We start from the raw sequence: 22,792 nt of genomic DNA, 5'->3' as shown, positions 1-22,792 counted from the left end.
CTACACTAACGCTTCCTCTTGCTACACCTACGCCTTCTCTTGCTACACCTACGCCTTCTCTTGCTACACCTACGCCTACACACAAAAAACAAACCTGAAGAAATCAGGTCTGTTTTCCGCTTACTATTTATTTGCTTTTTCGATGTGCGAAGTCACGTCGTTTGAAATTGTTGATGAAACGAGTTGGAGTACCTCGTTTACTTCGGTTTGGCTGCGTTTGAATTCTTGTACGATTGGAATCTCGTCGATTTCTTTGTGAAGGCGGTTGATTTCGCGTTGAGTCTTTTTCATCGCTTCACTTTTTTTTGTAGTGTTGCAAATTGACGAGTTCTTTTTGCTTTGCTTTCACTTCTTCGATCATGCTTTGGACTTTTTCGTTTTCGTTAATTTGCTTTTCTGCACGGATGAAAAAGTCTACTTCTTCTGTTTCAGTAATCTTTTGTGCTAGTTCTTGGGCTTTTGCCATAATGTCTTCTTTATTGTACTTTGGTTCTGTCATGCGTTCTGCACCTCGCTGTATTCTACTAGTTCTCCATCTAACGACCACGTTTTTACTTCAGTGATTTTTGCGTAGATGAGTTGTCCGATTTTCTCTTTTGGTGCGCGCACGTTGACTCGTTTGTTCGTTCGTGTTCGACCTGAGAGGACTTCTGGATCTTTTTTTGCTTTCGCCTTCGATGAGCACTTCAACGACTTGGTCTTGCATGCGCTCGTTGCTTTCTGCAGATAGGCGGTTTACGACTTCATTTAAGCGGTGGAGACGGTCTTTCTTTACGTCCATCGCCACGTTGTCTTCCATACGAGCAGCAGGCGTGCCTTCACGTGGTGAATAGATGTACGTGAATGCGCTGTCGTATTTCATTTCTTCAACTAAGCTTAGCATATCTTGGAATTGCTCTTCTGTCTCGTTCGGGAATCCGACGATCAAATCTGTTGTAAACGTCGCATGAGGCATCGCCTCTTTAATACGGCGGGCAAGATCAACGTATTGCTCGCGCGTATACTTACGACCCATTAACTTGAGAATGTCGTTGTTTCCGTGTTGAACTGGAAGGTGAATGTGTTCAAGTAAGTTGTCGCCTTTGGCAAGTACTTGAATCAATTCATCATCAAAGTCACGAGGGTGGCTCGTCGTAAAACGAACGCGTGGAATGTCAACTTTGCGAATCGCATCCATTAACTTCCCTAAACTGCTTGGCTCTTCTAAGTCTTTTCCGTAAGCATTTACGTTTTGACCGAGGAGTGTAATTTCTTTGTAGCCAGTGCGGGCGAGCTCTCGCACTTCCGCAATAATGTCTTCTGGTTTACGGCTACGCTCTTTTCCTCGTGTGTACGGTACGATGCAATACGTACAAAACTTGTCACAGCCGTACATGATGTTTACCCAAGCTTGCGTCTTGCCGGCGCGTTTACGTGGCATGTTCTCTACAACGTCGCCTTCTTTTGACCAGACTTCAATGACCATTTCTTTACCGAGAATCGCATCGTGAAGAAGTTCTGGTAGTCGGTGAATGTTATGTGTACCAAAAATTAAGTCGACGTGATTATGTTTTTGCATAATCTTATTGACGACGCTTTCTTCTTGGCTCATACAACCACAAATTCCAACGACGACTTCTGGCCGCTCAACTTTCAGACTCTTTAAGTGACCAATCTCACCGAACACTTTGTTTTCGGCATTTTCACGGATGGCACAAGTGTTGAGTAAAATCACATCTGCTTCATTCGTATCGTCCGTGCTCGTAAAGCCGAGCTCTTCTAAAATACCTGCCATATTCTCTGTATCGTGAACATTCATTTGACAGCCATATGTACGAATGAGATAACGTTTGCCAATGCCGATTTGTTTCATTTGTTCAGGCACACTAAAATCATAATGAAACTCCACGTCTTTGCGCTTACGACGTTGACCTTTACGGTAGTTCGGCGGGTCGTTAACGATGATGTTTCGACCACCGATCTCATCACATCTTTACCTTCATCGTTTTTCTCGAATGTTGCGTTTGAGAAATCGAAGTATTTTCCAAAATCTTTATGATCTAGAGAATTCCCTTTATCGTTAGCGTTTTTATGGGTCTCATTGTGACGGCGGTTTTGCTCGCTCATAGCCATCCCCTTTCTTTCTTACCCTTACGTCCATGTTACAGTGCATACAAGACTAAATTATAAAGCTTAGGCGTCATAAAACAACCATCGTCACCGTTTTGAAACGAAAAAGCTCTTCAAATTGAAGAGCTTTAACGTTTCACCTTTAATGAACGCAAACGATTGATGGCAGCAGCCACTTCAAGTCGTCTCGGTTTTGCAAAATCACCAGGATGTTTTCCCGGATACGTTGATAATGCATCTAAGTGATTCTCGGTGTCTTTTTCATATAAATCTAGAAGCTCAGAGAGCGTTCGTTGGTCGTTTACATAGTTTGTTGCTAAATACTGAAGTGTCTGGGCAATCGCTCGTGTCTGTGACGGGTCAATCAGTTGTTCGACACTGGCTAAGTCGATGTCTTCTTTGCCGTAAATAATCGTATGAAGCCCTTTTGCCTGCACCTTTTCACGCTTGCCTCGTCTTGCATCAAAAGAACGGGAGTCAATCATTCTTGATGCGTTCATTTGCCCGAGCGTGTTCGCAGTTGTCCGCTTCCGCTCGCTCTGTTCGTTGTTGACGATTTCTTTGGCACGCTCGGTAACGTTTTTCACTTCGTACTCATCGAGCATGATGACGTTGTCAGCGACTTCTAAATAATCGCCACTTCCTCCGACAACGACAACAGTTGATATTCCGTTCGTTTCAAACAAGTCACGTACGCGATCGATAAACGGCGTAATCGGTTCTTTTTCTTTTGCGACGAGTTGTTGCATCCGTAAGTCACGAATCATGAAATTCGTTGCACTCGTATCTTCATCGATGAGCAATGTATTCGCACCTGCTTCCATTGCTTCGATGATGTTCGTCGCCTGCGACGTAGAGCCACTTGCGTTTTCCGTAGAAAAATGTTCGGTGCTCTTTTTGTTCGGCAATTGATTAATGAATGGACGAATGTCGACGTTCGTCACTTTTCTTCCATCTTCTGCGCGGATTTTACTCGCCAAGTCGTCGGTAATTACGAACTCTCGTCCATCGCCTTTAATATGGTGGTAGACGCCCATCTCAATCGCTTTTAATAACGTGCTTTTGCCGTGGTAACCGCCACCGACAATTACCGTTACCCCTCGTTTAATGAGCATGCCGCTAAGCTTCCCGTGATGTGGGAGCGTAACGGTTACTTCATCACTCGTTGGCTCTTAAATCGCTTTACGTCGTCAGACGTATTCGGACGGTCGCTCACGCCACTTTCTCTTGGCAGTACTGAGCCGTTTGCGATAAAAGCAACCGCGTTTTCATCTCGAAGGAATTGACGTAGATACGTTTGATCATCGTACAGTTCAAGATGCGTTTGTAGAGCGGTTACATCAAGCTTGTATAGCCCGTCTTCAACGACTTGTGGCAACTGCTTAAGAAGACGTTTCTTCGCTTCATTCCCTAAAATCGTCCGCCCTCTCGCTGGTAAATGCAGTGAGAGTCTTACGTCTACACTCGTTTGATCGATTGTCACGGCTGTACGATCGAGAATCTGCTGACTCGGACGGTCAATCTGCACGTCTTTTTGCACGCCATTTTTCTTTAAGGCACGATCAACGCTTCTTGCGAGATAATCTGTGAACGCTACATAGCGCTCATCACAGTACTGTGTTTCGTCTACTTTTAATCTATTGAGAGGCACACGCACGCGAATGCGTGACGGGCTTGCATAGGGGTCTGCTTGAACGTGATCAATGTGCAATGTAAAGTTGTGGTATTTGTGGCTACCTAACAAGTCTTTATAAGCTTTGTATCCTTTTTTTATCAATGCGATTAATGGTTGTTTCTAATTGATTCACAGATAACTTCTCCTTTATTTGTTACAGTTGTTCATTTGCAAAACAAAAAGCTTGATGTTGTGACAACACCAAGCTTTTTGCAACTCTTATTATCTAGGTTCAATAATAAGCTTAATGGCGGTCCGTTCTTCACCATCAATCTCGATGTCGGTAAAGGCTGGAATGCAGATAAGATCAATCCCGCTTGGTGCGACAAATCCTCTTGCAATGGCTATTGCTTTAACGGATTGATTAAGCGCTCCTGCACCAATGGCTTGGATCTCGGCTGCACCCCTTTCACGAATGACTCCTGCTAGGGCACCGGCTACTGAATTCGGAACAGATTTAGCTGATACTTTTAATACTTCCATGAAATTGTCCTCCTATCGGTTTTAAATGGCACCGTTATCCCACTATATTGCAGCAGTTGCCTTCCTATGCCTTGAACCTAAAAAATTCAGTTATTCATAAAAAGGGTGATCGTCATTGATCAATATGCGTTTAATTGATTTCGCTTTTCCTGTTGTATCATCAAGATCAATGATGACAGCACTTAACTGCGTTCTCCCATCAGCGACTTCAAAACGAGTAGGAAGCGCGGTCAAAAACTTGTCTAAGATGAGTTCACGGTCTACACCTAGAATGCCGTCATATGGACCGGTCATTCCTACATCGCTAAGATACGCGGTCCCACCTGGGAGAATTCGTTCGTCAGCGGTCTGAACGTGCGTGTGCGTTCCAATTACTGCACTTGCCATTCCATCTAAATACCAACCCATCGCTTGCTTTTCACTCGTAACTTCAGCGTGAAAATCAACAAAAACGAAAGGTGTGCGTTTCTTTGCAAGTTCTACTTCTTTCTTTACCGCTCGGAAAGGATCGTCAATATCCATAAGGAATGTGCGCCCCATTGCATTAATGACAACAACTTCTTGACCGTTAATATTAACAGAGACGACTCCCTGACCTGGAGTGCCTTCTGGGTAATTGAGCGGACGAACAAGTTTCTTTGCATCATCAATAAACGTAAAAATCTCTCGCCGTGCCCAAGCATGGTTTCCAAGTGTAACAACTTGAGCTCCCGCTTCTAGAAATCCTTTATAAATCTTCTCCGTAATTCCTTTACCACTAGCAGCATTCTCACCATTAATGATAGTCATTTGGGGCTTGTACTTTTTTCTTAGTTTCGGAACGTATTCCGAGACCATCGTTCTACCAGGCGACCAAAAACGTCACCAACAAATAAAATTCGCACGGTTACCTCACCTTTTTTCATGCGATGATACACTATACCCGCTTAAAAACGTGTTAAAACGCCTAGTGTACAGCATGTTTTTTCAGAAAAAAGTAAAGCAGCACATAATGTGCTGCTTTACTTTGCGTAATCCACCGCCCGTGTCTCCCGAATTACAGTAATTCGGATATGACCCGGGTAGTCTAATTCGTTTTCAACTCGTTTCGTAATGTCACGAGCGAGACGATGAGCGAGCACATCGTCTACGAGATCCGGCTTCACCATAATGCGGACTTCGCGACCCGCCTGTATGGCATACGTCTTTTCAACACCATCAAATGATTCTGCAATCTCCTCAAGCTTTTCGAGTCGGCGTATATACGTTTCAAGCGTTTCACGTCTTGCACCTGGTCGAGCAGCTGATAACGCATCTGCTGCTGCCACGAGAGTTGCAATGACCGACGTCGCTTCTGTATCTCCGTGGTGAGAAGCTACACTGTTCACCACTACCGCATGTTCATTATATTTCTTCGTTAATTCAACACCAATTTCAACATGGCTTCCTTCAATTTCGTGGTCAATCGCTTTTCCAATATCATGGAGTAAACCGGCACGCTTCGCAAGCGTTACATCTTCTCCGAGTTCTGCTGCCATGAGCCCTGTTAAGTGCGCGACTTCTAACGAGTGTTTCAACACGTTTTGACCATAACTTGTTCTAAATCGAAGTCTTCCGAGAATCTTAATCAAATCAGGATGCAAGTTGTGAATGCCCATTTCAAATGTGGCTTGTTCACCATACTCGCGAATCCGTTCATCGACTTCACGTCTTGCTTTGTCAACGGTTTCTTCAATTCGTGCCGGATGAATACGCCCATCTTGCACGAGTCTCTCAAGAGACGTGCGTGCAATTTCACGGCGAATTGGATCAAAACCAGAAAGTATGACGGCTTCAGGTGTATCATCAATGATGAGATCAATGCCTGTCAACGTCTCGAGCGCGCGGATATTTCGACCTTCGCGTCCGATAATTCGACCTTTCATCTCATCGTTTGGTAAGTTCACGACAGAAACAGTCGTTTCTGCGACATGATCTGCAGCAAAACGCTGCAATGCAAGTGAAAGGATTTCTTTCGCTTTCTTGTTCGATTCTTCTTTTATTCGTTCGGTGTTCGACTTGATCATAACGGCTGAATCGTGTTCAAGTTCTTTCTCAAGGTCGTTTTTGATGATTTGTCTTGCTTCATCTCTCGACATGCCTGACACACGTTCAAGCTCCTCTTGTTGTTTTGCAATCAAATCTTCCATTTTACTGTTCATCGCTTCGGTTTCACGTTGCTTTTCAGCGAGAAACTCTTCTCGTTTTTCAAGTGTCTCTTCTTTCTTATCGAGAGATTCGCTCTTACGGTCGAGCGTTTCTTCTTTTTGAAGAAGACGACTTTCTTGCTTTTGAATTTCGTTTCTCCGTTCGCGAATATCGTTTTCGGCTTCGGATCGAATGCGGTAAGCTTCGTCTTTCGCTTCGAGGATCGATTCCTTCTTGCTAGCTTCAGAGTCGCGCTCCGCTTCTTCTATCATCTTCTTAGCAGCTTGTTCGGCACTAGAGATCTTTGCTCGGCAATCTTCTTACGGATGATATAACCGATGAACCCACCGACAACTATCAGCAAAATGGAGATGATCACAAATACTGGATCGTTACCCATCAAGGATACACCTCCTTTGCTATAAAGTTGTTTCAATTCTTGCGGGCTTGCCGACGAAAAACGGAGAGAGCAGCTAGATCGGTGTTGGTCTTACATTTGGGTTTCATCTCATTGTCGTACCAAATGTTTCCATCTGCTTCCATCATTCATCATCATTTGTGCTATGAATGGATCATATATGAACAAAACTTGTTCAAGTTTATGAAAGAATGAAGAACTATATGCCGCTTGGATAATCTGTCAATAAATCAAACCTATAATGTACGGCGGCGACAAGCACTTTATTCATTCCATTTAATTGTATACTTCAATTCTTACAAATGTCAACAAACCTTTGCTCTAAAAACCGTTAAAACCCTTGCTATTAAAAAGAAAAGCAAGGGGTAGCTACCCCTTGCTCCTCGAACGTTTACTCTTGTTCTAAGTTCAACGCCATCTCTTCTTCTTTGTCGCCTTCTACTTCTTTTTCTTTCGAACCGTTCAGCTCGAAATGATCGCGAATCTTAAGCTCAATCTCAGAAGCTACGTCTTCATTCTCTTTCAAGTATTGCTTGGCGTTCTCACGACCTTGACCGAGTCGCTCACCTTCGTACGCATACCAAGCACCGCTCTTGTCGACAATTTCAATGTCAGTCGCAATATCAAGCAATGAACCTTCTCTAGAGATTCCCTCTCCGTACATAATGTCCACTTCCGCTTGACGGAACGGTGGCGCCACTTTGTTCTTCACGACTTTAAGACGTGTCTTATTCCCGACGATGTCATTGCCTTGTTTCAATGCTTCAGCACGACGTACTTCAAGTCGAACAGAAGAATAGAACTTAAGTGCACGTCCACCTGGTGTCGTCTCAGGATTTCCGAACATCACTCCGACTTTCTCACGGATCTGGTTAATGAAGACCGCAATCGCATTCGATTTACTAATCGCACCTGACAACTTACGAAGTGCTTGCGACATGAGACGCGCTTGCAAACCGACGTGCGTATCCCCCATGTCACCTTCGATCTCAGCTTTCGGTGTAAGTGCAGCAACAGAGTCAATGATTAAGATGTCAATCGCACCGCTTCGAATTAACGCTTCAGCAATCTCTAATCCTTGCTCTCCTGTATCTGGCTGAGAAAGAAGGAGTTCATCCGTATTCACCCAAGGTTCCGCGCATAAACAGGGTCAAGGGCATGCTCTGCATCAATAAATGCAGCTTGGCCACCGTTACGTTGTACTTCTGCAATCGCATGAAGGGCAACTGTCGTCTTACCTGAAGATTCTGGTCCATACACTTCAACGATTCGGCCACGAGGATACCCGCCTACTCCAAGTGCGATATCTAACGCAAGTGCACCACTTGAAATCGTGGAAACTCGGCGCTCAGACTCTTCACCAAGCTTCATAATTGAACCTTTACCAAATTGTTTCTCAATGTTTCGAAGCGCTTGATCCAGCGCGGCTTTACGATCATTCATTCTATTCGTCTCCTTTATATCTAAAAAAATCACGTCGACTTTATCATCAATTCTCTATTAATTTCCCTCTGCTCACATCATAACGAACTTTTTTTTCGTTTGCCAAGCAAAAATACGAACATTTATTCGATTTTTTTTCATCCCACAAGAAAAAGCCGTAAACATCACGTTACGGCTCTTTTCGATTTACGCTTTTGATGGGTTAGGCTTTCTGTTCTCTCGTTTCGGACGAGGTTTTGCTGGTTCTAAGTTCACTCTTGCACCGTTTAAGCGTGAGTGGCGTAATCCTTCGTACACAAATGGCGCTACGGCTTCTGGCACTTCAATGAACGTAAAGTTTTCGAAAATATCAATGCGTCCGATTGATTTACCTGGAATGCCAACAGCATTTGCTACTTCTTCAATTAAGATCTTCGGCGTCATGTTAACGTTTCGTCCGACGTTAATGAAGAAACGCACCATGCCTTTAGCAGCACCTGTGTCGCCAAAGCTATAGCCTTCTTCAGACAAGTTGTTCTCCGTTTGATAATTCATTGAGAGAAGCGCTTGAATGATGTCTCGCTCATTGAACTCTTGCAACAGTTCATCGGTTAGGTCATCAAAGATCGATACGTCGTCTTTCGCCGAAATGACATTCGTAATTTGTGTTTTCCATGCGTCTTGTTGTTTCTCAACGACTTCTTCAATCGTCGGAATCTCACGCGTTGGAATTTGCATCTTAATTTCTTGTTCAATTGAACGAAGGTGCTTCATTTCACGCGGTGTGACGAGCGTTAGCGCTTGCCCTGTCTTTCCAGCACGTCCTGTACGTCCAATACGGTGTACGTAGGATTCTGGGTCTTGTGGAATATCGTAGTTGATAACGTGACTGACGTTATCAACGTCAATTCCCCTTGCAGCAACGTCTGTTGCGATTAAGAATTCAATGGAACTGTCACGGAACTTACGCATAACTGCATCCCGTTGGGATTGTGTTAAATCACCGTGAAGTCCATCTGCGAAATAACCTCTCGCTTGAAGCGACTCCGTTAGTTCCGCTACACCCTTTTTCGTCCGAGAGAAAATAATTGCAAGTTCAGGGCTATAACGATCAATAATCCGGCACAGAGATTCTAACTTGTTTCGTTCAAGTACTTTAAAGTACAACTGCTCGATGCTCGGTGCAGTCACTTCACTTTTAGAAATTGAAACGGTTTTTGGCTCATTCATATAACGACGAGACAACTTACGAATTGGTCCTGGCATCGTCGCTGAGAAGAGAAGCGTCTGACGGTCTTTGTTCGTCTGCTTTAAGATTGATTCAATGTCTTCGATAAAGCCCATATCAAGCATTTCATCGGCTTCATCTAAAACAAACGTCTCCACTTGATCAAGCTTTAACGTTTTTCGACGCAAGTGGTCTTGAATCCGCCCAGGTGTTCCAATAACGACTTGTACCCCTCGTTTTAACGCTTTGATTTGATGACCAATCGATTGACCACCATAAATCGGCAACGTCGTAAGCTTCATATGTGCAGAAAGCTTTTGAAGCTCTCCAGCAACTTGAATCGCAAGTTCTCGTGTTGGTGTTAAGACGATCGCTTGAACGTCAGAATTCGCTTGGATTTTGTTGAGAAGCGGAATTCCGAAAGCGGCTGTTTTCCCTGTTCCTGTTTGAGCTTGACCGACAACGTCGTTTCCTTCTAGAACGATCGGAATCGCTTTTTCTTGAATTGGTGACGGCTCTTCAAAGCCCATGTCTTTGATTGCTTTTTTTAGTTGAGGTTTAATTGCTTCATGGTCGAATACATTCATCTATTAATCACCTTTTTTTCTTTTGTAACAGTAGTACGTGACACGCTTCTTTCACTGCCCGCCTACGGATTGTTTCTCTCGTTCCACTTAAGACTCGCTTAAAGACTGCAGTCTCGTTTCCATCTGCAACACCGATGAACAACGTTCCGACAGGATGCCCTTCGAGCTCATCAGGTCCTGCAACACCGGTTAATGCAATGCCCATCGTTGAACCGCACCGGTCGCGTACGCCTTCTGCCATTTCTTTTGCACATTGTTCACTCACAGCACCATATGCGTCAATCGTTTCTTGACGAACGCCTAACTGCGATACTTTCGCATCGTTGCTATACGTAACAAAACCACCGACAACGACTTGTGACGCACCTTTGATTGACGTCAAACTTGAGGCCAAGCCGCCACCTGTAATGCTTTCTGCAGTCGCAATCGTACTCTTCGTGCGAGCGAGTTCTTCTAATGCTTTTGAATAAAGACTGTCGTTGTCAAAACCGTATAAATATTTGCCCACTCGAGCATAAATTTCTCGTTCCGTTTCATCTAGTAACGCTTTTGCTCGCGCTGTATTCGTTTCGGTCACCGTAAGTCGGAGTGTGACCTCATCTTCCCCTGCGAGCGGTGCAATCGTTGGGTTCGTTTGTGCAGAGATCATGTCTTTCAGTTTAGCCTCTAAACTGGATTCCCCAATTCCATAAAAACGAAGCACTCGTGACTCAAAGAAATTACCCGACGTATTCATCGTTGCTAAATACGGTTCCAATTCTCGCTCTACCATCGTCCGCATTTCCCTTGGAGGACCTGGTAGTAAACAATAAAGAACTCCTTCGTGCTCCAATGCCGAACCACATGCAAGTCCAGCGTGATTGTGAAACACGTCTGCACCTTCAAACGTGAGCGCTTGTTTTTTGTTGGCTTCACTTACAGTTCTTCCACTTGATGTGAAAAACTGCTCCACATGTTCAAGTGCCGCCTCATCATAGATGAGGGGAACTTGAATTAATTCTGATAATGCTTCACGCGTTAAATCATCTTCCGTCGGCCCGAGACCTCCGGTAAAAATAATCAGATCGTGGTGTTTTCTTGCTTCGATAATCGCTTGTTGTATTCGTTTTTTTATTGTCACCGACGACCGTATGTTTGTATACATTTACTCCGTGATTTGCAAGTCGGCTAGAGATGTGCTGACCGTTTGTGTTCGCAATTTGACCGAGTAATAGTTCCGTTCCAACTGCAATAATTTCAGCATTCATTCAGCATGCCTCCTTCAATTAGGCATCTTTAAAAATGTGTTTGTTCTTCCAGAAATAATCGATTCCAGAAACAATCGTCAAAATGACGGCAATCCACATCAATAGATCTGCGAGTGGGAATCCCATCCCTTCAAACGGTACGTTATGAACCATAAGAAAGAAAATCGCAACCATTTGAAAAACTGTTTTCCATTTCCCAAGTGGACTCGCCGCAATCACGGTCCCATCTGCAGCTGCAACGAGGCGCATGCCTGTTACCGCAAATTCGCGAGTTAAAATAACAACCGCCATCCACGCAGGTAGCATATCAAGCTCAATGAGCGAGAGTAAAGCTGCAGTGACGAGTAATTTATCCGCTAAAGGGTCTAGAAATTTGCCGAAGTTACTAATTAGGTTTCGGCTTCTAGCTATGTATCCATCTACCCAATCGGTAAGCGCCGCAATGGCATAAATCAATGCCGCTACGAGATGATTAACTGGAATTTCGGAATCAAAAACAGAAACCGTTCCCCAATCAAATGGATATAAAAAGACAAACATAAAAATAGGAATAAATGCGATTCGTGCGAGCGTAATCTGATTCGGTAAGTTCAAAACCGATCCTCCTTTTGCAAACACGCTTATAGTTTAACAGAAAAGCAAGTTAATCGAAAACAGGCGTCTTTATAGTCTACCGAAATGTAAGTCGATTGAAAAGAAAAACATAAAGTCTGCTACCGTCAAGTAGCAGACCGTACTCATTATTCTTCTAACTCTAATGTAATAAAGTGATGATGCGTGTCCACTGGATATTCCAATTCTTCGCCATTGACCGTAATCGTTACACCATACGTATTCCCGACGTTCATCGTAATGGAATCTTGATCGTCAACTTCAAATGATTCATCACTTGAGAAAACGCCGTCCATGCCAATGACCGTTCCGTTACGCTCGTCTAGAATTTGAATGTAACTCTCACCATCAAATTCAAGATCAATTGCGAATGAATCACCAGTTACCGTAAACAATGACTCGTTGTTGTTCGTCTCTGCAAACGTCAACGTCTCGTCCGTTGATGCTCGTCTTCGTCTTCGTTTTGAGCTTCATCGTCATCTTCAGTCGTGCCTTCTGTTGAAGATGTGTCTTCTTCGCCTTCATCATCGCCCACTTCGTCGTCTTCTTCCTCATCAGGTGTCGTTCCGACGATATTCATCGACTCTTCTTCTTCAGGAGCCGCTTCATCTGTTCCAGATGGAAACGCCATAATCGCCCAAATCCCTGCCACAATGGCAATCAAGAACAATCCGATAAAAATAGCGGGCATGTAATTGCTTTTCTTCTTCCGTTCTTTCGTTCGTGTCTTTTGCTGTTCAACCCGTGAAGGTAGATCAACAGCTTCTTGTTTTGGCTTCGGTAAATCCGATTCAAATTGCTGGAACACTTCATCTGGTTCAAGACCGAGTGCTTCTGAGTAGCTTTTAATGAAGGCTCGGGCATAAAAAGCACCGGGCAAATCTCCATAGTCGCCAGACTCAATGGCTAACAAGTAACGCTTCTGAATTTTCGTACGCTTTTGAACTTCTTCTAAATCCCAGCCAAACTCTTCTCGCTTTGACTGCAAAAACTGACCTAATTCTGTCATCTTACCACCTTCTACCTAGCTAATATCAAAAGAGGAGAAACCTGACTCTACCATTTCATATGTGATCTTCTCTTTATCATTATTCCTAAGTTCAATAATACAATCGAAATCTTGTAACGTATACGCAGTTTCACGAACAAATATGTCTGGATGCTCAACAACTTTTACAGCTGGCAATTGCATGATTTCATTCACTAAATTGCGATGCTGTTCGTTTGCTCTCATCGTCGTGACAATCCCATCAATGATGTAGACGAGATTTTCACCTCGTTCATCATCCGCAAGCTTCGAACGAACGGTTTGTCTAAGTAAAGTCGATGAAATAAACGACCAATGTTTGTTCGCGCAAACACTTGCTGCAACGATTGATTCGGTTTTTCCAACTCGTGGCATCCCACGAATTCCAACGAGATAATGACGTTCTTCTTTAAACAATTCAGCCATAAAATCAACGAGCAAGCCGAGTTCATCACGAACGAATCGATACGTTTTCTTATCATCCGCATCGCGTTCAATATAACGACCGTGCATCACCGCCAAACGGTCTCGTAAGCGCGGTTGTCGAATCTTCATTAACGTAATAATTTGCATCGTTTCTAATATGTCACGCAAGCGCGCGATGTTATCATCATTTGCAGAGCGAATGAGCATTCCTCGTCGGTTGTTCTCAACACCGTTAATCGTTACGATATTGATCGATAACATACCGAGTAGAGAGGAGATATCCCCAAGAAGACCGGGTCGGTTTTGATGAATTTGATATTCGAAATACCATTCTTTCTTTTCCGCCATAAATAGTGGCCTCCTCTAACTATATACATATATTGGTTAAGTATACATCTGTCATTTTACGTTATTTTCAACCATTTGAATAGTATTTTGTCTACAAACAAAAAAAACGCACCGACCAATGTTGGGATCGGTGCGCCTAACGTTTAATGTTTTTGTACGAGTTTGACCATCATGTTCGCAATCGCATGTTGTTCAGACTCGTCTGCGACTTTCCACATATCCGCTAGCACTCGTTCTTGTTCGTTTTGTGGTTCTACTTGATTCGCTAAATAATCGCCAACTTCAAATGCAACGTCAGAAACGACATTTTCGTTTAAGCCATCGTGTTGTGCAGATTCTAGGCGTTCGCCTAAAAACGATTTCCAGTGGTCCCAATTCTCAAGAACAGACATGATCTTCCTCCTCCATTCATAAGTCACTACACGTGTAGTGTGAATCAAAGCGAGAAAATTATACATGCCTACCCGTTAAAGCCTCCATTGATGGAGAACACGTGACCATTCACGTATGCCGCTTCTTCTGTAAGTAAGTACGAGCATGCCGAAGCGATCTGTTCTGGCGTCCCGAACACTCCTGCTGGAATTCGTGAAGTGAGTTCTTCTTTCTCATCTACTGAAAACGAAGCCATCATGTTCGTTTCAACGACCCCAGGTGAGACGGCATTGACAGTAATCCCTGAGATGGCGACTTCCTTTGCTAACGCTTTAACAAACGCCAGCTGAGCTCCTTTTGCCGTCGAATACAGCACTTCCATTGACGCCCCAACTTCACCCCAAATCGAGGAGATCAGAATAATTCGACCTGATTTCTTTTGAATCATCGTTGGTAACACTCGTTTTGCAATCGCCATCGCCGAATAGACGTGATGGTGCATAAGGGCATCCCGTTCTTCATCCGTATAATCGGTATACAAGCCATATAAATCGTGACCACTTGCGTGAATAAAAGCGTCGATCGGCACTTCAAGTTCATTAATAAAAGCCGACGTACTCTGCGACGACGTTAAATCACCTTGAATCAACGTCACTTCGCTACCGTTCGCTTTACAGATTTGTTTTAGCTTTTCAGCACGTTCTTTTCCTTTAAAATAATGCAGGAACAAATGTGTCCCTGCATTCGAAAGGGATGTAGCGATCGCTTGACCGATTCCGCCACTCGCTCCAGTAATTAAAACGCTCTGTTTCACTTTGGCAATACCTTCATGATTGAACTATGGTCATCCACGAAGTGACGCTGAAGAACCTTCTCAAGATCATCAAGTGTTAACGCCTCAAGTTTCGGAACGACTTCAAACAAATCATCGTTATTCATTTCGTAGCGAGTAAACTGCGTTGCGATAAATTCCGAGCTGTTTAATTGTTTAAGGAAAGAACCGATTTTACGCTTTTTCGTAATCGCCATTTCCTCTTCACTTAATGCTTTTTGTTTGTAAGAGCGGATCGTCTCACGCACTTTCTTTACGAGAGCATCTGGATCTTTCGTGTCGCCACCGATTGCTGAGAACCCAAACGAGCGCTCCATCGTAAAGTCTGTTGAAAATGAACTATCGATAATACCTTCACGATACATTTCTTCGTACGCCTCTGAGCTCGGTCCGAACATGATGTCTAAAAGCATTTGCATCGCGAGCTCATAGCTTAACCCTTCAAGTGGGTAATCGTCATTGGCTTCTTTAAATCCGAGCAACACTTTTGGCGTTTGCACGTTCATGTGAAGTGTATCTTCTTTTTTGTAGCTCGTTTCGGGCTCATCACCATAAATGCGTGTAATCTCCCCTTGCTCTTTGAACGTTTTTCCGGCTTGATTTTCTTTTACGAGCGTTAGCATTTCGTCTGGATCAACAGGACCGACGATAAAGAGAACCATGTTCGATGGGTGGTAAAACGTCTCATAACATTGATACAACATATCTTTTGTAATGTCTTGAATGGATGAGACCGTACCGGCAATATCTACGCGTACAGTGCTTTTTTCATAAAGAGCCGCAATCAATCCGAAAAACAAGCGCCAGTCTGCGTCGTCTTCATACATACGGATTTCTTGTTCGATAATGCCCTGCTCTTTCGCGACAGATTCCTTAGTGAAATACGGCTTTTGCACGAAATCAATGAGTGTTTTTACGTTGTCTTTGACGCCACTCGTGCTTGAGAACAAATACGCCGTTCTCGTAAAACTCGTAAACGCATTCGTCTGCGCCCCGCGACGGGAAAACGTATCGAACACATCTCCTTCTTCGTCTTCAAACAACTTGTGCTCAAGAAAATGAGCGATCCCATCGGGAACTTTTACGACTTCATCTTCATTCATTGGCGTAAATTGATCATCAATCGAGCCGTAATTCGTCGTGAAGATGGAAAATGTTTTGTTGTTTTCTTGACGCGGCAAGATATAGACCTTTAGGCCATTGTCGAGCGTCTCTTTATATAATGTTTCGCCGAGCTGTTCGTAATGTAGTTTTTCCATTATGCACGCTCCTCCTTACCCGTTAACAAGTACACTGTATCTAATTCAATCGCTTTTGAAACGCGTTCAACGTCTTCACGCGTAACTGCATCAATTTCATTCACTCGCTCTTCAACAGAGCGTTCGCGACCTGTGAGGACATTTTGATACATTAAATCAATATTGCCCCGGGCAGTATCGACTTGTTCTAGAATTTGATTTTTAATCATTAGCTTGGTTGTCGTTAGTTCATCTTCGGTGAAATCACCCGCTTTAAGGGCATCGAGCTGTTCGGTCATAATCTTTGTTGCTTTTTCAAACTGTTCAAAACCGATTCCAGCCATTGCAAAAATTAAGCCTTTATACGGTTCATACCGAGACGCCGCATAATACGCCAAGCTTTCCTTTTCTCGCACGTTTACGAATAGCTTTGAGTGTGGAAACGCACCGAAGATCCCGTTCGCAACAAGAACAGTTGCATACTCCTCATCACTTGCCGTATACGGTACACGAAAACCTAAGTGAAGTTTTGCTTGTTGCAAGTCTTGATGCTCAATGACTTCACGACCGTTATTCGTAGAACCGTTCACCTTTGTGCTCGTTTCAACTGCTCGACTTTTAAACGATGCTTTTCTCTCATTTAACACTGGCGTTAATTCGTCCACTTTCCCTGGACCCGTAATAAATAAATCAAATTGATCGTTTTCAAGCAGTGATTCATACGCTTGTTCTAAGTCTTGTGTAGTGAGTGCTTCGACTTCATCGTACGAACCATAAGGGTGAATGCCATACGTTTCGTCTTTACACATTTCTTCAATAAGGCGACCGTTCGCATAGCGCACTTTATCGTCTGCGATATTTTTGATTTTACTTTTGAGTGCTTGCTTTTCTTCGTGAACGATGCTTTCTTTAAACGTTCCGTTTTCACGCACTGGCTCTAAGAGCGCTGACGTTAAAAACGAGAGCGCCTTTTTCACGAGTGGTTCGTCTTCTTGTTGTAAAAACTTCTCGTGAGGCACTTCCATGAAAAACGTCAGAAAGTGCTGCTCACCTTTTTTTTACTGACATCACCGCCAAATGATGCACCGTACAACGAGTCTAAGTGTTTACGAATCGCACGTCTTGACGGAAAGTTATTCGTTCCAGCTTGTAACACTTGCATAAGAAGTGCACGAGAAGCAGCTGAACCTTTTGCTAATGGCGCTTTAATTTGCAAGACAAACGTCGTTGTTTTGTATTTCTTACTCGGTTGAAAATGAACATTCATGCTACCGATTTGAAATGTTTCTACTTCTGCCATGTACATCACCTTTTTCTATTTACTTCGCATCTGTCATGTCTTCTGAATCCATTCGCTTTAATACTTCTCGCGGTTTCTTACCTTCATAAGGTCCGACAATTCCTTGTGCTTCCATTTCATCAACGAGTCGTGCTGCTCTCGTATACCCAATTCTAAATCTACGTTGTAGCATTGAGACCGATGCAGTGTTCATTTGCATCACGAGGTCGACTGCATCGTAAAACAGTTCATCGGTTGGTTCTTCGTGCGTCTCAACGACATCGTCTGGCGTCATTTCTTCTTCGTATTGTGCTTTTTGCTGATCAATGACAAAGTTAACGATCTCTTCTACTTCATCATCTGAAATAAACGCGCCTTGTATTCTCGTTGACTTGTTAGCACCTACTGGTAAAAACAACATATCGCCACGGCCGAGTAACTTCTCCGCACCTGACGAATCAAGAATCGTTCTTGAATCGGTCGAACTCGAGACACCAAACGCAATACGTGATGGGATGTTCGCTTTAATGACACCCGTGATGACATCAACAGAAGGACGCTGCGTTGCAATAATCATATGAATGCCTGCAGCACGAGCCATTTGCGCTAGGCGCGTAATCGCGTCTTCCACATCGCTTGAAGCGACCATCATTAAGTCAGCAAGCTCATCGACAATCACGACGATATAAGGTAAAAGAGGCTTTTCCTCTTCTTCGTCTTTCTCATTGTGCTTCCGGACCATCGCATTATACTTCAATGTTCCGGCTACCGCTATGAGAGAACAAATCGTAACGACGCTCCATTTCAGAGACGACCTTTTTGAGCGCTTGGGCGGCTTTTTTCGGTTCGGTTACGACCGGGGTTAATAGATGCGGAATGCCGTTGTACACATTCAGTTCAACCATTTTCGGGTCAATCATCATGAGCTTCACTTCGTGAGGCTTTGCTCGCATTAATATACTCGTAACAATGCCGTTAATGCAGACACTTTTCCCGCTTCCTGTTGCACCTGCAACGAGAAGGTGCGGCATTTTGTTCAATTCTGCCATCATCGGCTCACCTGAAATGTCGCGACCAAGTCCGACAGATAAGACACTGTCGCTTTTTGAGCCTTCGATTACTTCACGCAAGGTTACCATCGCAACATCTTGGTTTGGTACTTCAATTCCGACGGCAGATTTCCCTGGTATTGGCGCTTCAATTCGAATGTCTTTGGCAGCAAGTGCCAAGGCAATGTCATCGGTTAAACTGACAATCTTACTGACTTTTACGCCAACCGCAGGTTGTACTTCGTATTTGGTTACAGCAGGTCCTAAATGAACTTCATTTACTTGAGCTTGTACACCAAAGCTCTTTAACGTATCTTCAAGTTTCTTCGCGTTCGTAGACACTTGATTACGATCACTCGTTTGATGATTTTGTACCGGTGATTGTAACAAATCGATCGCTGGAAGCTGATAATCTTCATTTGAGCGTTCGGTCGTAACGAGCGGTGCCATTTCATCGTCTTGGTCGTCTTTTTTTTCTCTGACGCTCTTCTAGGTTTCGCTTCTTCCTTCGCATACGTATTCTCTTGGAAGTTATGGATCACAGGACGCTCATGATCTGTGGTTGCTTGCTTTTGCTCTTTGACTGATGGTTCGCCTTTGTTCTCTGCAACTGGCTTTGTCTTCGCTGCTGGCTGTTGTTGATTCGACGTTGCGGTTTGGTTCGTTTTCACTTTCGTCTGAATACCTTTTGTAAAGTTCCAAACGACTCCTGCTCCGTATCGCACTTTAGAGGAAGCATAGTCGTACACATCGCGAATCGACTTGCCACTAAGTAAAATAAACGAAACGACAAATAAAATAATTCCAACTGCAAACGTTCCTTCAACATCAAACAAAAACGTCCCCGTCGCATACCCAAGTGCACCGAGCATACCTCCACCGAGATCATCCGCTTGTCCGAGCAAATCCATGCGATAAAGTTCTAACGTGTTGATTAACACGGAACCGTTTGAAAAAGGACCAACACTTTGTAAGTTCTCAAACAAACTTAAATGTGTATATAAAAGGACCGTAAACATCGCTAAATAGAGACCTGTAAGTCGCTTTGTCCATACTTTAGGTAACACTCGTTTAAAAATTAACGTGAGCGCAAACAAATACAACAAGAAGGTGATAAAGTGATACCATTCCCCTGCAAAAAAACCGAAACAACTGAATGAGAATCGTACCTACTGAACCAAAATTAAACGTCGCAATGAGCGCGAGCATGACAATCGCAATTCCGCTCAACTCAAACTTCAATTGCGTCGTCCAATCTTGTTGCTTTTTCTTTTTCTTCTTTTTCTTCCCCACTGCACTCCTCCCCCTAACAAAAATCAAACATGGTCAGAGATGGCATTGCTGGTTTATTATAACATAAACCGCTTCTTTCAAAGCTTACAAACGTCTTACATCGCTTGCGATCATAAAAAAAGATGAGCAACATATCGTTGTTCATCTTAGCTGTTCCAAAGTGTACCCGGTTCGTATTTTGGGTCTAAATAATCACTCGGGTTCGGACTGATCAATTTCCCGACCACCCATTCACCTTCAATGTTTTTCTCAAGCATAACGACACCTGTTTCAGTTTCTACGTAACATGATTCAGTTCCTTCTTCATTCGGAAAAATTTCTTCATAAGCGAGTGGGGTATATAAAATCATTGCAAAGGCGCCTCGCCTTCATCGATTAATTGTCGTAATTTCTGAATTGCAGGTCCTAGCCCGCCTACCTCATCAATCAATCCGTATCTAACCGCATCTTGGCCGACAACATTCGTCCCAATATCCCTCGTTAAATTTCCTTTGTCGAACATTAATTCTTTGAACAAATCATTTTTTATGTTGGAGTGCCCCGTCACAAATTGAATGACACGCTCTTGCATTTTCTCAAGGTATTCAAACGTTTGTGGCACACCGATGACTAGTCCATTCAAACGCACAGGGTGAATCGTCATCGTTGCAGTTTCTGCAATAAATGCGTAATCTGCTGCAACCGCGACGGGTACACCAATTGAATGACCGCCACCAAGAACAATTGTTACGGTCGGCTTGCTCATGCTTGCAACCATTTCTGCAATCGCAAGTCCTGCTTCCACGTCACCACCGACGGTGTTTAAGACGAGCAATAATCCTTTAATTTTAGGGTTTTGTTCCGTAGCGACGAGTTGAGGCAAGATGTGCTCGTACTTTGTCGTTTTATTTTGTGGGGGGAGTTGCATATGACCTTCAATTTGTCCGATGATCGTGATGCAATGAATGTCGGATTGTTCTGCGGTCGGCACGCTCGTTTGGCCAAACGCTTGGATTTTGTCGACAACGTTATCCGACTTTTTCCCTTTATCGGGCGCAGGTTGTTCTTCAGGCATAAAAAAACCTCCTTTTCCCACTTAGTATTGATCTCATCGAACGGTTTATACACCAAAAAAAACACCCGCTGAAAGATCAGCAGGTGTTCGTTATTACACTTCCATAATAATAGGTAAAATCATCGGACGGCGTTTCGTTTTGTCATAAAGGAAACGACTTAATACGTCACGCACGTTGCTTTTAAGTGAAGACCATTCGTTTACGTTGTCACTCATACATGTTTTTAACGTGTCGGAGACTTTTTGTTTTGCTTCTTCAAGCAGTTCTTCAGACTCTCTCACGTAGACGAACCCACGAGAAATAATGTCTGGTCCTGAAACGAATTCGCTCGTCTTCTTGTTAAGTGTCACAACGACGACGAGAATTCCGTCTTTAGAAAGCAAACGACGATCACGTAAAACGATGTTTCCAACGTCACCGATTCCTAGTCCATCAATTAAGACGTTCCCAGCAGGTACTTTTGACGCTTTGATTGCTTTTTTGTCTTCGAACATAAGCACGTCACCATTATCCACGATATGAATACGATCGCGATGAACACCTGTCGTCTGTGCAAGTTGCGCGTGGGCAAATTGCATGCGGAACTCACCTTGAATTGGCATGAAGTGTCTCGGTTTCATGAGGTTAAGCATGAACATGAGTTCTTCTTGGCTCGCGTGACCAGAAACGTTTACTTGTGGGTACTTCGTAACAACTTCTGCACCTAGTTTGTACAACTGATCAACGACACGTCCAACCGACTTCTCATTGCTCGGTGATGGGCTTGCAGAAATAATCACCGTATCTTTCGGCAAAATCGAAAGTTGACGATCGCTACCCTTAGCCATTCTGTGAAGTGCAGATACGGGCTCACCTAAACTTCCGGTACAAAGTACCGCAACCTCATCGGTATTGTATTGACTAAGCTCATCTACAGAAATGACGAGGTTTTTAGGCACACGTAAATAGTTTAAGCGTTTCGAAATATCAATGACCTTCATCATTGAATCTCCAACGATCGCAAGCTTACGCTTTGTTTCATTTGCCGCATCGATGACTTGCTGAATACGATACACATTTGAAGAATACGTACTAACAATGACGCGTCCTTCTGCTTCACGGAACACGCTCTTAATTCCTGCTTCTGTGTCTTTCTCAGACGGTGTTGTACCCGGCACTTCAGCATTCGTACTATCTGAAAGCAATACGAGTACGCCTTTTTTTACCGTAATCGGTCATGCGACCAATATCTGAGAATTTGCGGTCTGGTGGGGTTTGGTCAATCTTAAAGTCACCCGTGTACACGACATACCCTTGCGGAGTCTGAATGGCAATCCCTAAACAATCAGGAATGCTGTGGTTCACTCGGAAAAACTCAACGCGAATTTTCCCTGCTTTCATGTTGCCGCCCGGTGAAACGACCTTTAGCTTCGTTTTATCGGATGGGTTTTTCGCTTTAAGATCATCTTCAATAAGTCCGATTGTTAACTTTGAACCGTATACAGGGACTTGCAGTTTATCAATAATGTAGGCAAGCGCACCTGTGTGATCTTCGTGTCCGTGTGATAACACGATGGCTTTTACTCGGTCTTTATGTTGTACCAAATAAGAAATATCAGGAATTACGACATCGATTCCGAGCATATCATCTTGCGGAATCATTTGACCTGCATCTAGTACAATCATTTCTTCATCAACTTCTACAACGTACATGTTCTTGCCCGTTTCCCCGAGTCCGCCCAGGGCAAACACACGTACTCGACTTTGTGTCTCTTCTTGCTTAGACATGTGTTCCTCCTACTTCATCTATTCTAGTTGTTGTCGCTTTTCCGTCTAAGCGACCTGTCCGTCTATAATCGCAAAAACATGCTACATGCTTATGCACCTTAACCGAACGAATGAACTGCTAGTAGTATAACTCAATACGTCGGGATAAAACAAGTCAGA

Annotated in this window: 16 protein-coding genes and 8 pseudogenes; all 24 read right to left on the bottom strand. The window is 43.6% G+C overall.

Features of this window, described 5'->3' with window-relative positions:
* Positions 1-123: 123 nt before the first annotated feature.
* Positions 124-291 carry a YlbF family regulator gene (locus JCM19055_RS32420; RefSeq protein WP_370543253.1) on the bottom strand — a complete coding sequence of 56 codons (168 nt, stop codon included), beginning with the start codon at positions 289-291 and terminating at the stop codon, positions 124-126.
* A 4-nt stretch (positions 292-295) separates the two neighbouring features.
* Positions 296-499: a YlbF family regulator gene (locus JCM19055_RS32415; protein ID WP_370543252.1), complete on the bottom strand. Its 204-nt coding sequence runs from the start codon at positions 497-499 to the stop codon at positions 296-298.
* A pseudogene (miaB, locus tag JCM19055_RS20785) lies at positions 496-2,106 on the bottom strand (tRNA (N6-isopentenyl adenosine(37)-C2)-methylthiotransferase MiaB). Before miaB ends, JCM19055_RS32415 begins: the two are co-directional and overlap by 4 nt.
* 131 nt (positions 2,107-2,237) lie before the next feature.
* Positions 2,238-2,594, bottom strand: coding sequence for a hypothetical protein (locus JCM19055_RS32410; protein ID WP_370543254.1), 357 nt, complete (start codon positions 2,592-2,594; stop codon positions 2,238-2,240).
* A gap of 72 nt (positions 2,595-2,666) precedes the next feature.
* Positions 2,667-3,853 (bottom strand): annotated as a pseudogene (locus JCM19055_RS20775) (P-loop domain-containing protein); the annotation flags it as partial.
* A gap of 153 nt (positions 3,854-4,006) precedes the next feature.
* The gene (locus JCM19055_RS20770; protein ID WP_042361146.1) at positions 4,007-4,267 is read right to left on the bottom strand and encodes a stage V sporulation protein S; all 261 of its coding nucleotides are present in this window, start codon (positions 4,265-4,267) and stop codon (positions 4,007-4,009) included.
* Positions 4,268-4,357: 90 nt separating this feature from the next.
* Positions 4,358-5,151: pseudogene (locus JCM19055_RS20765) on the bottom strand (TIGR00282 family metallophosphoesterase).
* Positions 5,152-5,268: 117 nt separating this feature from the next.
* Positions 5,269-6,833 (bottom strand): annotated as a pseudogene (gene rny, locus JCM19055_RS20760) (ribonuclease Y).
* A 409-nt stretch (positions 6,834-7,242) separates the two neighbouring features.
* Positions 7,243-8,294, bottom strand: a pseudogene (gene recA, locus JCM19055_RS20755) (recombinase RecA).
* 186 nt (positions 8,295-8,480) lie between these two features.
* Entirely contained in the window at positions 8,481-10,088 is a 1,608-nt protein-coding gene (locus JCM19055_RS20750) for a DEAD/DEAH box helicase (protein WP_042361145.1), read from the bottom strand.
* A gap of 7 nt (positions 10,089-10,095) precedes the next feature.
* Positions 10,096-11,335 (bottom strand): annotated as a pseudogene (locus tag JCM19055_RS20745) (competence/damage-inducible protein A).
* An 18-nt stretch (positions 11,336-11,353) separates the two neighbouring features.
* Positions 11,354-11,929: a CDP-diacylglycerol--glycerol-3-phosphate 3-phosphatidyltransferase gene (gene pgsA, locus JCM19055_RS20740; RefSeq protein ID WP_042361143.1), complete on the bottom strand. Its 576-nt coding sequence runs from the start codon at positions 11,927-11,929 to the stop codon at positions 11,354-11,356.
* 146 nt (positions 11,930-12,075) lie between these two features.
* Positions 12,076-12,375: a DUF4115 domain-containing protein gene (locus JCM19055_RS20735; RefSeq protein WP_042361142.1), complete on the bottom strand. Its 300-nt coding sequence runs from the start codon at positions 12,373-12,375 to the stop codon at positions 12,076-12,078.
* A complete protein-coding gene (locus JCM19055_RS20730) occupies positions 12,372-12,956 on the bottom strand; it encodes a RodZ family helix-turn-helix domain-containing protein (RefSeq protein ID WP_052366623.1) in 585 nt (194 codons plus the stop codon). Before JCM19055_RS20730 ends, JCM19055_RS20735 begins: the two co-directional genes overlap by 4 nt.
* 15 nt (positions 12,957-12,971) lie before the next feature.
* Entirely contained in the window at positions 12,972-13,748 is a 777-nt protein-coding gene (locus JCM19055_RS20725) for a DUF3388 domain-containing protein (protein ID WP_042361141.1), read from the bottom strand.
* A 143-nt stretch (positions 13,749-13,891) separates the two neighbouring features.
* Positions 13,892-14,140, bottom strand: a complete 249-nt coding sequence (locus JCM19055_RS20720) for a DUF3243 domain-containing protein (protein ID WP_042361140.1) — start codon at positions 14,138-14,140, stop codon at positions 13,892-13,894.
* A 68-nt stretch (positions 14,141-14,208) separates the two neighbouring features.
* On the bottom strand, positions 14,209-14,934 hold the full coding sequence (gene ymfI / locus JCM19055_RS20715) for an elongation factor P 5-aminopentanone reductase (protein WP_042361138.1): 726 nt from the start codon (positions 14,932-14,934) through the stop codon (positions 14,209-14,211).
* Positions 14,931-16,211, bottom strand: coding sequence for an EF-P 5-aminopentanol modification-associated protein YfmH (gene yfmH / locus JCM19055_RS20710; protein WP_042361137.1), 1,281 nt, complete (start codon positions 16,209-16,211; stop codon positions 14,931-14,933). The genes ymfI and yfmH overlap by 4 nt, the downstream gene beginning before the upstream one ends.
* The gene (gene yfmF, locus JCM19055_RS20705) at positions 16,211-17,215 is read right to left on the bottom strand and encodes an EF-P 5-aminopentanol modification-associated protein YfmF (protein WP_052366622.1); all 1,005 of its coding nucleotides are present in this window, start codon (positions 17,213-17,215) and stop codon (positions 16,211-16,213) included. Before yfmF ends, yfmH begins: the two co-directional genes overlap by 1 nt.
* A gap of 8 nt (positions 17,216-17,223) precedes the next feature.
* Entirely contained in the window at positions 17,224-17,490 is a 267-nt protein-coding gene (locus tag JCM19055_RS24875; protein ID WP_052366621.1) for a hypothetical protein, read from the bottom strand.
* Positions 17,491-17,509: 19 nt separating this feature from the next.
* Positions 17,510-19,811: pseudogene (locus JCM19055_RS20700) on the bottom strand (DNA translocase FtsK).
* 146 nt (positions 19,812-19,957) lie between these two features.
* Complete coding sequence (locus tag JCM19055_RS20695) at positions 19,958-20,161, bottom strand: YlzJ-like family protein (RefSeq protein ID WP_042361136.1); 204 nt, start codon at positions 20,159-20,161, stop codon at positions 19,958-19,960.
* Entirely contained in the window at positions 20,158-20,865 is a 708-nt protein-coding gene (locus JCM19055_RS20690) for a ClpP family protease (protein WP_042361134.1), read from the bottom strand. Before JCM19055_RS20690 ends, JCM19055_RS20695 begins: the two co-directional genes overlap by 4 nt.
* 93 nt (positions 20,866-20,958) lie before the next feature.
* Positions 20,959-22,633, bottom strand: a pseudogene (locus JCM19055_RS20685) (ribonuclease J).
* Positions 22,634-22,792: the final 159 nt, after the last annotated feature.

The organism is Geomicrobium sp. JCM 19055, assembly GCF_000698185.1.
Classification (GTDB): domain Bacteria; phylum Bacillota; class Bacilli; order Bacillales; family Marinococcaceae; genus Geomicrobium_A; species Geomicrobium_A sediminis.
Note: the sequence above shows the minus strand (reverse complement) of the source record. Positions and strands in the feature narration are given on the sequence as shown.

Excerpts from the sequence above, each read along its gene's own strand:
- JCM19055_RS32420 (WP_370543253.1), bottom strand. The coding sequence starts at position 291 with ATGAAAAAGACTCAACGCGAAATCAACCGCCTTCACAAAGAAATCGAC.
- JCM19055_RS32415 (WP_370543252.1), bottom strand. The coding sequence starts at position 499 with ATGACAGAACCAAAGTACAATAAAGAAGACATTATGGCAAAAGCCCAA.
- JCM19055_RS32410 (WP_370543254.1), bottom strand. The coding sequence starts at position 2,594 with ATGATTGACTCCCGTTCTTTTGATGCAAGACGAGGCAAGCGTGAAAAG.
- JCM19055_RS20770 (WP_042361146.1), bottom strand. The coding sequence starts at position 4,267 with ATGGAAGTATTAAAAGTATCAGCTAAATCTGTTCCGAATTCAGTAGCC.
- JCM19055_RS20750 (WP_042361145.1), bottom strand. The coding sequence starts at position 10,088 with ATGAATGTATTCGACCATGAAGCAATTAAACCTCAACTAAAAAAAGCA.
- JCM19055_RS20730 (WP_052366623.1), bottom strand. The coding sequence starts at position 12,956 with ATGACAGAATTAGGTCAGTTTTTGCAGTCAAAGCGAGAAGAGTTTGGC.
- JCM19055_RS20725 (WP_042361141.1), bottom strand. The coding sequence starts at position 13,748 with ATGGCGGAAAAGAAAGAATGGTATTTCGAATATCAAATTCATCAAAAC.
- JCM19055_RS20720 (WP_042361140.1), bottom strand. The coding sequence starts at position 14,140 with ATGTCTGTTCTTGAGAATTGGGACCACTGGAAATCGTTTTTAGGCGAA.
- yfmH (WP_042361137.1), bottom strand. The coding sequence starts at position 16,211 with ATGGAAAAACTACATTACGAACAGCTCGGCGAAACATTATATAAAGAG.
- yfmF (WP_052366622.1), bottom strand. The coding sequence starts at position 17,215 with ATGGAAGTGCCTCACGAGAAGTTTTTACAACAAGAAGACGAACCACTC.
- JCM19055_RS24875 (WP_052366621.1), bottom strand. The coding sequence starts at position 17,490 with ATGGCAGAAGTAGAAACATTTCAAATCGGTAGCATGAATGTTCATTTT.
- JCM19055_RS20695 (WP_042361136.1), bottom strand. The coding sequence starts at position 20,161 with ATGATTTTATATACCCCACTCGCTTATGAAGAAATTTTTCCGAATGAA.
- JCM19055_RS20690 (WP_042361134.1), bottom strand. The coding sequence starts at position 20,865 with ATGCCTGAAGAACAACCTGCGCCCGATAAAGGGAAAAAGTCGGATAAC.